Below are 11,634 nucleotides of genomic sequence, written 5' to 3' on the forward strand. Positions count from 1 at the left end.
CCGACAGCAGCTGATGATGGCACAAGCGGCGAAGACCGGGTACTGCGTCGAAGCCGTCCTCGCTTCCATCCCCGGCGAGTGCTGCGTTCAGCTGCGCCAGCCACGCACAGCCCCCAGCTGCTCCGGGTATCCATAGGTGGTATCAGCTCAGATCGAGTTGCCAGTACGCGATCTCGCGGTATCCGGCGGACGACGGGCGGACCTCCAGCGTGACGGGGTTCCCTGCCGTGCCGGGCTTGACCCGTATTGGCACGGTGCGCTTCTGGCCCTCACCGAGGGGCGGCATGAGAGCGCTGACGGTCTCGGCCCGGTCCAGGAAGATCACGTCGGAGCTGGAGATGTCGGAGTCGAGGGGTTTTCCCGCGCGGACCACGATGGGAGCGGAGTCGCCGATCGTGCCGACGCTGGTGTCCGGGGTTTTCCCGCCCGGGCGCAGTTCCTTGTCGGTGCAGTTGTCGTAGGTGATGGTGAAGCGGAAGCTGTTGTCGGGTTCCCGGTGGGGTCGGCTCACGGTGATCGTCAGGCCGTCGTCGTAGCGGGCGGTCGCGCTCGGGCGGAGGGGTTCGGCCACGCTTCCGGAGTTCTTGAGGTACCCGTGTTGGGTCAGGCTGTCCTCGAACTTGGCCAGAGCCATGCCGCCCAGGACAAGCAGGGCAGTGAGGACGGTCACCACGATCCCGCAGATGGTGGCCCAGTTCGGGCTTCCCGAGGTTGGCGGGTGGGCGGGAGTCGCGTTCGTGTCCATGCAGCTCACGGTAGGAAGTGGCGGGCAGGGATTCATGAGTGGACGTACTCAAGAGCCGGCTGAGTAGTGCCGAGGCGCACCCTGTGGGACGTCACGCGCGGGGCAACTCAAGATCAGCCGGGGGGGCGGGCCGGCACCGTGCCGGCGGTGGCGCAGCCGGCCGGGGTCTCGGGGAGCAGGGGGTCTTCCCCGGCACGCCGCTCACCGTCGAGCTGTCGTCCGACGCCTGCCAACTCGTCATCTCCAGGGGACCGGTGACACCGTTCGGCGGCGAGCTGGACGAAACCGAGTACGCCGAGGGCGTGAAGACCACGGCCGGCCTCCTCGCGGGCGCCCTCGACGCTCACCGCGCTCCCAACGCGCTCCCAACGCGCTGCCCACGTCCAGGCGAGACTGACCACGACCCGGACTTCACAGCAGTAGGTTGGCCGGACGCCCGAGCTGCCGAATCGGCATGGCACCACGGGGGGTGGCGGCCGTGGGACCTCGGCGCCACGGATGGACGGGAAGGAAACGGCGATGACGACACCCCTGCGGGCGGGCGATCCGAGTGAGGTGGGCGGTTACCGGCTGGTCGGGCGGCTCGGTGACGGGGAGCTGGGGACGGTGTTCCTTGGTCGCTCCCGCGGTGGCCGACTGGTGGCGGTGCGGGTGGTTGCCCCGGAGTTGGCGGCCGATGCGGAGTTCCGGCGCCGCTTCTCGGAGCTGACCGCCTCCGCGCGTGCGGTGAGCGGCTTCTACACGGCGCCGGTGGTGGACGCCGCCGCCGACGGCGACCTCGTCTGGGTGGCGAGCGCGTACATTCCGGGGCCGTCGCTGCGGGAGGCGGTGGCAGCGCACGGGCCGCTGCCGGAGGAGGCGCTGCGGGCGCTGGGGTCCGGGTTGGCGGAGGCGTTGGCGCGTGTGCACGCGGCCGGCCTGCTGCACGGCGGTCTCACCCCGGGGGATGTGATCCTCGCGGACGACGGTCCGCGGCTGACCGACTTCGCGCTCGCCCGGCTGTGGGACGCCGCCCACCCGTCCCGGACGGTCGCTGCGGCACCCGGCGGCGTCTACCTTGCGCCGGAGCAGGTGCGCACCGGCGCGGCCGTTGCAGCGTCGGACGTCTTCTCGCTCGGCGCCGTCCTGGTGTACGCGGCCACCGGCCGCAACACCTTCGGTGACGGACTCGGGTCGGACGCGCTGCTGCGCGTGGTGACGCAGGAGCCGGACCTTGCGGGGGTGCCGTACCCGCTGCTCGACCTGATCGGCGCCTGCCTGGCCAAGGACCCGGCCGCGCGGCCGGACCTGGGCGAGGTGGTGCGGAGCCTGGCGGGGCCGGGGCCGGGTGACTGGCTGCCGCCCACCCTCGTGGAAATGGTCGGGGAGCGGAAGGCGGAGGCCGGCACCCACACCGGAGGGACCGGCGTGCGGTCGGGGAGGCGGGCGCTGCTGGCAGTCGCCGGTGCCGCCGCCCTCGCGGCCGTCGGGGTGTCGGTCGGGATCTGGGCCGCCTCCGGCGACGACCGGCCGACCACCGGCACCCCGGGCTCCTCCGACGGGGCGAACGGCAACGGGTCCGAGGCCGGCTCCGGGCCGGGGGTGGTGAAGTTGACGGCGGGACCGCTGGTCGAGGTGGGCCGTGAGCAGGGCGACGGCGAGGGCGTCGCCTTCAGCCCGGACGGCAAGCTCCTGGCGACCGGCGGGCTGAACAAAGTCGTCCTGATTGACCCGGTCGCGGGGAAGCAGGTAGGTGTCCTCGCGGTGGCCCGCGCCCTGGGCGACGCCAACGCCGTCACCTTCTCCTACACCGGCGGCCTCCTCGCCGCCTGCTACACCCTGCCCCCCGACCTGCGCAGCAAGAACGATAAGGACCGTGAGACCGGCCGGGCGGCCGTCACGGTGTGGGACGCGGCCTCCCGCCAGGAGGTGATCACGGTGGTCGCTGCCTCCCAGGGCCACAGCCTGGCGCAGCCGTACGCGGTGGCGTTCAGTCCGGACGGGCGGCTGGTCGCGCTCGGCCGGGACGGGCGCGACAGCATCGGGACGGCGGTGGTCTGGGAGGTGGCTTCCGGCAAGCAGGTCGCTTCCCTGGTGGTCGGGCCCGGGTCGAACGGCACCCTGGGTGCCGCGCGCAGTGTCGCGTTCAGCCCGGACGGCAGGACCCTGGCCGTCGGCTACGGCAGCGATTTGAAGGGTGCGGTGGACCTCTTCGACGTCTCCTCCTCCTTCTCCCCGGTTGCCACCCTCGCCCTGGACAAGACCGACCCATTTGGGGTGACCTCGCTGGACTTCACCCCGGACGGGAAGACGCTGGTCGGTTCGTTCGGCGGCGTCGCCGTGTGGGACATGGCGAGTAGGAAGCTCACCGCGACCCTGGCCGACGTCAACTCGCACTACCAGGGTGTGTCGGTCAGCCCCGACGGGAAGATCGTGGCGGGCGCCACGTTCTCCGGCTCGACGGGTGGTGGGGTGACGTTGTGGGACCTTGCCTCCCGCAAGGGGACGGCGGTTCCGACGGGGCGCAGTGGCGGGGGGAAGGTGGCGTTCGGTCCGGACGGAAAGCAATTGGCGGCGACCACCGACACCGGCGAGCTACTGGGCGCCATCCAGCTGTGGTCAATCGGGTGATCGAGCTGCTGGGCGAGGAGGATCCGCGGCAGGTTGGGCCGTACGAGCTGGTGCGGCGGCTGGGCCGGGGCGGGATGGGCGAGGTGTTCCTCGGCCGGTCGCCGGGCGGGCGGCTGGTGGCGGTCAAGGTAGTGGCCGCCGAGCTCGCGCACGACGCCGACTTCCGCCGGCGCTTCGCCCTGGAGGTCGCGGCGGCGCGGAAGGTCGGCGGCTTCTACACGGCGCAGGTGGTGGATGCCGACACCGACGCGGTGCGGCCGTGGCTGGTCACCGCATACATCCCCGGCCCGTCGCTGCAGCAGGTCGTCCGTGACACCGGGCCCCTGCCCTACCGGGCTCTTCGGGTGCTGGGCTCCGGTCTGGCCGAGGGCCTAGCCGCGATCCACGCCGCCGACCTGGTCCACCGGGACCTGAAGCCCGGCAACGTCATCGTCGCCGACGACGGCCCGCGAGTCATCGACTTCGGGATCGCCCGTGCCCTCGACAGCGGCCAGCACACCGGCGCGGTAATCGGCACCCCCGGCTTCATGTCACCGGAGCAGGCCCGGGGCGAGCCCACCGGGCCGGCCTCCGACGTATTCGCGCTCGGCTGCGTCCTCACCTACGCCGCCACCGGCCGCAGCCCGTTCGGGCAGGGGCGTGCGGATGTGGTGCTGTACCGGACGATCCATGAGCCCCCGGACCTGGAGGGGGTGCCGGGCGAACTCGCCGCGTTCATCCGCATCTGCCTCGCCCCCGAGCCGGGCAGGCGCCCGCTCGTGTCCGACGCGCTGCGACACCTGGCGACCTCCGCCGACGACACCCAGTGGCTGCCCGCCGGAGTCACGGCGATGATCAGCGAGCGCCGCGCCGCCACCCTCGTCCTGCGTGAACGCAACTCCGAACCGTCCGGCACCGGGCCCGGCTCAAGCCCGGAGTCCGAGCCGGTGCGGCGCCGCCGCGTGGTGCCGGTGGCGGCGGCCGCCACGCTGGCCGTCGGCGCCGCCGCTTGGGCCGCCGTCGCGCTCCTGCACCCCTTCGACACCGGCAGCGACCAAGGGGCGTCCGGGTCGCCGATGAGCGCGAAGGCCGCCGCGTGGAGCGGGGACCCGTGCGACGTCACGAACTACACCCTCATCCAGGACCACCAGCTCACCAGCGTCGGGCAGGCCGGCGGCTTCACCAACGGCTCCAACCGCGTGAAGACCTGCACCTGGAAAGTCGGCGCCGCCACCGTGGACAACAACAGAACCATGACACTGGCCTACTCCACCACCCCCTTCCACCTGATCACCGACCGCAAGACACCGAAGGAGTCGGCCAACCTGCACCTGGACGGGCTCACCTCCGCCGCGGCCTACGCGAACCAGGACGAGGACCGGTGCGAAATCGGCTGGCGGACACCCGCCGGCTACGCCGCCGTCCTCGAATCCGAACCGGGCGGCGGTGGGCTGTGTATCATCGGCGCCCGCTTCGCCCAGGACCTGGCCCCCAAACTGGCTGGCGGAACACAGACCACCTGACAACCGACCAGCCCCGCGCCCGCCGCGGCACCGGGGCCGCAGAGGACACGAAGAGCACGGGGGAAGCGATGCACGGGCAGCAGGAGCATACGATCGGCGGCCGGTACCGGCTGGTCGCCGCCCGTCGACCAGCCGATTCCGCAGATCCGCCTGCCACCCAGTCGGCCCGACCTCCCGGCCTTCCCGACCCGACCCGCGCCGCGAACCGCAGGGGTGGACGGGCCGGCGGGCCGGGACACCGCATGTCGGCGCGGGCCGCGCGCGGCGGGTGCGTGCTGTCAACATCCCCTGCTGCCGGCCGCTCGTCCGGGTGGGCCGCGGGTGTGGCGCATCCGCTTCGGCGGCCGTGCCCGCCAGCATGGCCGACATGTCGCTTGCTCTCCGTCGTCCGGGGCGGGCCGCCGCCAACCTGCGCCTCGCCGCTGTTGTTGCCGCAGGCGAGCGGTGATGGCCGACGGGTCCGGATCCGGTCGTTCAGGCACGGTCATGACGCCGCTGCATCCCGTCCTGGCCACTCCCGCGACGGTGTTGCTCGCCGGCTACGCGGTGGTGAGCTGGGTGATGCTGTCCGCCGCCTGCCACGAGGCCCTGGACGGCACGGGCGAGAGCGCGCTGTTCATCACCGTGCTGCCGTCCGGGCTGGCAGTGGGCACCGCGCTCCTCGCGCTCCTTACGGTCGGCGCGCCGCGGCTGCCGTGGTGCTGGGCGGGCCTTGGCGTCGCCACCGTCGGTATCGCCGTCCTGAACTTCGGGTTGGTTGCCAGACACCACGCGCCGGTCTGCGCCGGTGGGGCCCTGATGGCGGTGACGGCCACCGTGGTTGAGGTCGTCGGGTTCGCGGCGCCCGCGCCCGCCGTCCTCACGATGTGGAATCCCGAGCTGATGCGCGCGTGGGCGGCGATCGGCCGCAGCACGCCCTGAGACCGTCCTGCCGCGGGGTCCGGTCGCCCGGTCGGTTGACTTCGGCCGCCGGCGCTTGCGCGGCTTGGCGCTGGGACGGCATGGTGTGGCGCAGGCTCCGGCGGGGAGCCCTTCTCCGGGCGTCGGCCGGCCTTGCGGACGCTGGCGGGGACAGAGCCGCCGCACCGCAACCCGCCGCACCACCCTCGTACGTCCGTGGTGACCTCTTCCGCTCGCCTGACAGTCGTACGCCCTCCGGCCGGCCGAGGACACGACGGATCGGACCAGCATCGTGAACCCCGAGCGCCGGGCCGGCTTCGACGCCGCCCTGCACCGCCTGTACACCGGCAACCCTGCCCTTGCCGATAACCTCATCCGCCCTGGTGAGAAGCACTCGCGAGAGTGCAGAGAAGTGCCGACCCTCGTCGGTCGAGCCGGCGCTCTGGCAGAGTCGCCATGCTCCCGGCATGATGACCGACCGTGCTTCTGCGACTGGCGTACCTGGGTGTGACAAACGCGCTCGCGATCCTGCGACTTCTGCCGATGAGCGACCGCGCCAAGGACGTGGAGATCCTCGCCCTGCGCCATCAGATCACCGTGCTGGAGCGGCAGCTGAGCGGACAGCGGGTGCGGTTCGAAACGAGCGACCGGGCCTTCCTGGCAGCCCTGCTCCAGGGTCTGCCGACACAAGTGCTGCATCGGATACGGTTGCTGGTACGGTCGGACACCGTGCTGCGCTGGCACCGCGATCTGATCGCCCACCGTCACGCCACCCAGTCCCGGCCCAAGCGCGGAGGCCGACCGCGCACCGTGCGCGCCATCCGCTCCCTTGTCCTGCGCCTGGCCGCCGAAAATCCGGCATGGGGCTACCGGCGCCTGCACGGTGAACTGCTCGTCCTCGGCGTCAAGGTGGCCGCATCCACCGTCTGGGAGATCCTGAAAGAGGCCGGCATCCCACCGTCACCCGAGCGCGCCTCCACCACCTGGGCCGACTTCCTGCGATCCCAAGCCGACGCGCTTCTCGCGTGCGACTTCTTCGAAACGGCCACCCTGTCCGGGGCCCGCATGTACGTGCTCGCGGTCACCGAGCACGCCAACCGGCGGATCCGGATCCTCGGCGCCACCGCACACCCGACCGCCTCCTGGGTGACGCAGACTGCGAAGAACCTCGTCATGGACCTCGAGGACGCCGGCTGCCGAGCCCGCTACATAATCCGGGACCGGGACGGAAAGTTCCCCGACCTGTTCGACGCCGTCCTGCAGGACGCGGGTATCCAAGTCGTGCTCAGCGGAGTCCGCATGCCGAGGATGAACTCCATCATGGAAAGGTGGGTGCAGACCTGTCGGCGAGAACTGCTGGACCGCACCCTGATCTGGGACCAGCGCCACCTCCTGCACGCCCTCCGCGAGTTCGAGACGTTCTACAACCAGCACCGGCCGCACCAGGGCATCGCGAACGCCCGACCCCTCTGCCCCCTTCCCGCCCCGATCGACAACCACAAGCAAATCGCCAGCCTCGACATACGCCGAACCGACCGACTCGGCGGCCTCCTCCACGAATACCGACATGCAGCCTGATCAGGGCGGATGAGGTTTTCGGCAAGAACAAGGTCATCGCCGTCCACCGGGTGCTCGCGGAGCTCAACCGGCAGCGGATCGTGGGCGGGACGACCGCCGACGAGCTCTACCCGGAGGCGGTCGCCACCGCCGACCACGCCTTCTCGATGCTGGAGCAGGGACTGGCCGCCCGCACCGCGCCCCGCTGATCCAGCGGCCTCCCGTACGCACCCCGGTGGCACGACGCCAGTGGCCCCTCTCAGCGAGAGGGGCCACTGGCGTCTTCGGACCCGCTCGGCCCGCTCGGTCCGGTCAGCCGGCCAGCGGCGCCGGCAGCGGCCGGGAGTGCAGGACGTCGAGCCGGGAGACCGCCCGGGTCACCACGACGTACAGCCGGTGCAGTCCGCGCGGCTCGGCTTCCACGATGGCGGCCGGTTCCACCACGACCACGTGGTCGTACTCGAGCCCCTTGACGAGGGAGGCCGGAATCACCGTCACCCGCGCGGTGGTGCCGACGTCCTCGGACGTGGCCGTGGCGATCCCGGCGGCCTGGAGCGCGGCGGCGGCCTGCGCCACCGCACTGTCGGCGGTGATCACCGCGATCGAACCCTCCCGCTCCAGCGCTGCGCGCACCGCCGACACCGCCGCCGACCCCAGGTCCTCGGACCGGCTGACCGTCAGTTCACCGTCCTGCCGCAGCGACACGGCCTGCGGGACGTCCACGTCGAGGGCGGACAGCACCTTGTTGGCCAGCGCCATGACGACGGCCGGAACCCGAAAGCCGGTGGTCAGCGGGACCACCGACGCCTGCGGCTTGCCCAGGTGGGACAGCTGCTCGGTCCAGGAGGAGGCCGACCAGGGCGCGGTCGCCTGGGCGAGGTCACCCAGGACGGTGAGCGAACCGAAGCCGCTGCGGCGGGCGATCGCCCGGCACTGCATCGGGGACAGGTCCTGGGCCTCGTCGACGACGACGTGGCCGAAGCTGGCCGGACGCTCGATCAGGCCGGCCACCTCGTCGACCAGCATCAGATCGTGCTCGGACCACTTCGCGCTCTTCTCCGAGCGCGGCGGCTTGCGCCACAGGATCGCCGCCTGCTCCTCGGGGCTGAGCACACCGTCGGCGGCCTTGGCGAGCACGGCCGGGTCGCTGAGGAGCGCGGCCACCACGGTCTCCGGGCGCAGGGTCGGCCACGCGGACTCCAGGAAGGCCGCGACCGGCTTGCAGCGGCCGATCTTCCGCTGCCAGGTACCGTTCTTGATGCCGGAGCGCCGCTCGGCCTGGTCCTGGAGCATGGCCACCACCCGGGTGCGGACGTTCTCGCGGCCGATCGCGTACGGCGGCGCCTGCTCGCGCATGTCGGCGACCATCCGGTCGAGCTCGTCCGAGGAGACGCGCCACCGGTAGGAGCCGTCCGGGACGACCAGGGCCTCGGAGTCCTTCGCCCGGATCCTGCCGTACAGCGCCCGGCGCAGCACGGTGGCCATCCGCGCGTCCTGCTTGATCGCGGCGGCCCGTTCGTCGTCCTCCGCCTCGACCGCGTGCGAGGCGGCCAGGTCCTGGACGGTGCACTGGGTCACGTCGATCTCGCCGAGCGCGGGGAGGACCTCCGCGATGTAGCGCAGGAAGGTCCGGTTGGGGCCGATCACCAGCAGACCGCTGCGCTGGATCCGCTGCGGGAAGGTGTAGAGCAGGTACGCGGCGCGGTGCAGGCCGACGGCGGTCTTGCCGCTGCCGGGCGCCCCCTGGACGCACACGGACTCGCTCAGCTCGCCCCGGACCAGTTCGTCCTGCTCGGGCTGGATGGTGGCGACGATGTCACGCATCGGCCCGGTGCGGGGACGCTCGATCTCGGCGGCGACGATTCCACTGGCACCGCTCTCCTCGGCGCGGTCGAGGTGCTCGTCCTCCAGGCCTGTCAGGTCTTCCGGCGTGCCCAGGCTCCAGGGTGCCCAACCGAACCGGCGGCGCTGCGCGAGCCCGAGCGGCTCGTGGGCGCTCGCCTGGTAGAACACCCGGGAGACCGGGGCCCGCCAGTCGATCACCAGGGGCGGCGCGGCCGGGTCCTCGGAGATTCGCTGCCGGCCCACGTAGTAGCGCTGCTTGCGGTGGTCGCCGGTCTCCGGAGCGTCGTCGAAGTCGAGACGACCGAAGAAGGATGGGCTCTCCGGCAGCTCCTTCATCTGCTTGGCGCGGGTCCGCAGGTACCGGCCCAGGGCTTCCGCGCTCGCCCCGTCGCCCGAGACGTCCTCACCCGCGATGACCTGGTAGCTCGCGTCCTCGACCTCCCGCGCCATCGCCGCCCGGCAGAGCTCAACATAGGCCCGCTCATGCTCCAACTCGTCGTCGAGGCTCGCGGTTTCCGGTGCAGTGTCCACGTGTTGGACTTCCGACGTCATCGATCGCGACCCTTCCCCTACAACGGGCTCACCTGCAGTACGCAAGCATCATAACCGAACTGGGTAAAGATACTGACTCAGTAATCCCAGTCAGGGGTGGCTTGCGGGCGGCTCCCTCGGTCGGGACGGCGAACCGAACAGGCCGACCACAGCGGCCAGTTGCGGCAGCTCACTGGCACCGGCCCAGATCGGCTGGGCTACGACGCCAGCAACTGCCCGTCGGTCACGAAGAATTCCGCCAACACCCCACAGCAACTTGCCGAGTACGCAAACACCTTCTGCGCATCGCCTGCGAACCCGTGGCACTCCCGCCTGTCGAGAGCGACGTCCGTGCCGCGATCACCATCGAGTTGAAGTCGAGGTGGAGTTGCCCGGGTCCGACAGACACTGGTGGGCTTGCAAGCTGCGCGACTGCGTAGAGCACGCTCTGTGGTGTCTTCGCGGCGTACTGGTGTTCGGACTCGGCCGGCCTGAGCTGGCCGTTCGCCGAATGGTGGCGGCGCCGGGGGTTGCAGAAGCCCCTCGATGTAGGCGAAGAGGGCCTGCTCGGCGTGGTGGAGCGGACCTCCAGCACCTGGGCGCCATTCCTGCGCTCCCAAGCGGAAGCACTCCTCGCCTGTGACTTCTTCGAGACGGTCACACTGTCCGGGGCGCGGCTGTACGTGCTCGCGGTGATCGAGCACGCCAACCGCCGGATCCGGATACTCGGCGCCACCGCACATCCGACCGCGTCCTGGGTGGCACAGGCGGCGAAGAACCTCGTCATGGACCTCGAGGACGCCGGCTCCCGGGCGCGCTACATGATCCGGGACCGGGACGAGAAGTTCCCCGAACTGTTCGACGCCGTCCTCAAAGACGCGGGGATCCAGGTCCTGCTCAGCAGCGCCCGCATGCCGAGCATGAACTCCCTCATGGAGCGATGGATACAGATCTGCCGCCGAGAGCTGCTGGACCGCGCCCTCATCTGAGACCAGCGCCATCTCCCGGCCCTCCGGCACGCAGCCGACCACGCCCGCCCCGACCGGCGTTCCCACTACACGGACGTGCTCGAACAGATCACCGCCGCGGGCGAGTAGGCGCCGGCGGGCGGATCAAAGCACCATGGGCTGCGAGCCCTGCACGCCCCCTGGCGGAGTACCGGAACAGGTCAGCAGTAGCCCTGTGGGTGCCGATAACTCTGTCACCTATGTTGAGCTGTGGCTTCAGGGTCACGTTGTGGTCACCTCAAGGGTGCTCGCGAGCCCGTCGACACACATGGCAACCACGCGCTCTGGAGTTCGCCACCGCAAGCACCTGCCGCCGGGCCAGAGGCGCTTCCCCCACCTCCGCCGCGCCGCGCCTTCGACGAAGCCAGCTGCGCTGCGTCATCATCACCCGACTCATCGGGCGCTTGCGCAGCCGCTGGACCTGTCGGCGCGCACTTGATCGATGGCAGATGCGTCAAGTGCGAACCGCCTGACCAGCATCTGCGATCACGGCGAGCAACCATCGAACCCATCGCAGAGATCGACAAATCCGACAGATGACCACAGAAGGATCACCCTGGGCGCCAGCTCACGACCCCGAGCGGCCCCAGCCTCGCTGTCGAACCGCGAAAACCGTGAGACGAATGAGGATTTTCCAACCTGAGGTTGCAGGTCACGGGGCTAGCGTGGGGCGAGGGTGGGGTGCTCGTGCCGGTCAGCGGCGTGATCGCTAGCAGGTGATCGTCTGCCGCGTGATGGCTTCGCCGGAATCACTCCGCCGCCCCAGAGTCGCCTCATACGCTCCGTAGGGAGGGACGCGGGAAGGGGCTGCTCGTGGCGGATGTGTTGGTGTGGGTGATGCAGCGTCGGGTAGTGCTGGCCGACCGTGCCGAGCGGCTGCGCAAGGAGCTCGCCGAGATCGACGCCGAGGTCGCCCGGCTGGAGGCCGCGGAGGTGG

At 71.0% G+C, this 11,634-nt stretch carries 7 protein-coding genes and 1 pseudogene; 6 read left to right on the forward strand and 2 right to left on the reverse strand.

The window, feature by feature from the left end:
- Nucleotides 1-142 precede the first annotated feature (142 nt).
- Nucleotides 143-745: a hypothetical protein gene (locus tag P3T27_RS34480; protein WP_280685224.1), complete on the reverse strand. Its 603-nt coding sequence runs from the start codon at nucleotides 743-745 to the stop codon at nucleotides 143-145.
- A 519-nt stretch (nucleotides 746-1,264) separates the two neighbouring features.
- Between P3T27_RS34480 and P3T27_RS34485 the strand changes: the two genes are divergently transcribed.
- The 5 genes from P3T27_RS34485 to P3T27_RS34505 all read left to right on the forward strand — a co-directional run bounded on the left by P3T27_RS34485 (nucleotide 1,265) and on the right by P3T27_RS34505 (nucleotide 7,523).
- Nucleotides 1,265-3,355, forward strand: coding sequence for a serine/threonine-protein kinase (locus tag P3T27_RS34485; protein WP_280685225.1), 2,091 nt, complete (start codon nucleotides 1,265-1,267; stop codon nucleotides 3,353-3,355).
- Entirely contained in the window at nucleotides 3,352-4,857 is a 1,506-nt protein-coding gene (locus P3T27_RS34490; protein ID WP_280685226.1) for a serine/threonine-protein kinase, read from the forward strand. Before P3T27_RS34485 ends, P3T27_RS34490 begins: the two co-directional genes overlap by 4 nt.
- Nucleotides 4,858-5,343: 486 nt before the next feature.
- Nucleotides 5,344-5,778 (forward strand): hypothetical protein, encoded by a 435-nt coding sequence (locus P3T27_RS34495; RefSeq protein ID WP_280685227.1) that lies wholly within the window; start codon nucleotides 5,344-5,346, stop codon nucleotides 5,776-5,778.
- Between the two features lie 459 nt (nucleotides 5,779-6,237).
- Nucleotides 6,238-7,335: an integrase core domain-containing protein gene (locus P3T27_RS34500; RefSeq protein ID WP_280685228.1), complete on the forward strand. Its 1,098-nt coding sequence runs from the start codon at nucleotides 6,238-6,240 to the stop codon at nucleotides 7,333-7,335.
- Between the two features lie 50 nt (nucleotides 7,336-7,385).
- The gene (locus P3T27_RS34505; protein ID WP_280685229.1) at nucleotides 7,386-7,523 is read left to right on the forward strand and encodes a hypothetical protein; all 138 of its coding nucleotides are present in this window, start codon (nucleotides 7,386-7,388) and stop codon (nucleotides 7,521-7,523) included.
- A 103-nt stretch (nucleotides 7,524-7,626) separates the two neighbouring features.
- Here P3T27_RS34505 and P3T27_RS34510 read toward each other — a convergent pair whose 3' ends face one another.
- Complete coding sequence (locus P3T27_RS34510; RefSeq protein WP_280685237.1) at nucleotides 7,627-9,609, reverse strand: AAA family ATPase; 1,983 nt, start codon at nucleotides 9,607-9,609, stop codon at nucleotides 7,627-7,629.
- Nucleotides 9,610-10,268: 659 nt separating this feature from the next.
- On the opposite strand from P3T27_RS34510, the pseudogene P3T27_RS34515 reads away from it, so the two are divergent.
- Nucleotides 10,269-10,676: pseudogene (locus tag P3T27_RS34515) on the forward strand (integrase); the annotation flags it as partial.
- Nucleotides 10,677-11,634 lie beyond the last annotated feature (958 nt).

Source organism: Kitasatospora sp. MAA19, assembly GCF_029894125.1.
In the GTDB taxonomy this organism is placed as follows: domain Bacteria; phylum Actinomycetota; class Actinomycetes; order Streptomycetales; family Streptomycetaceae; genus Kitasatospora.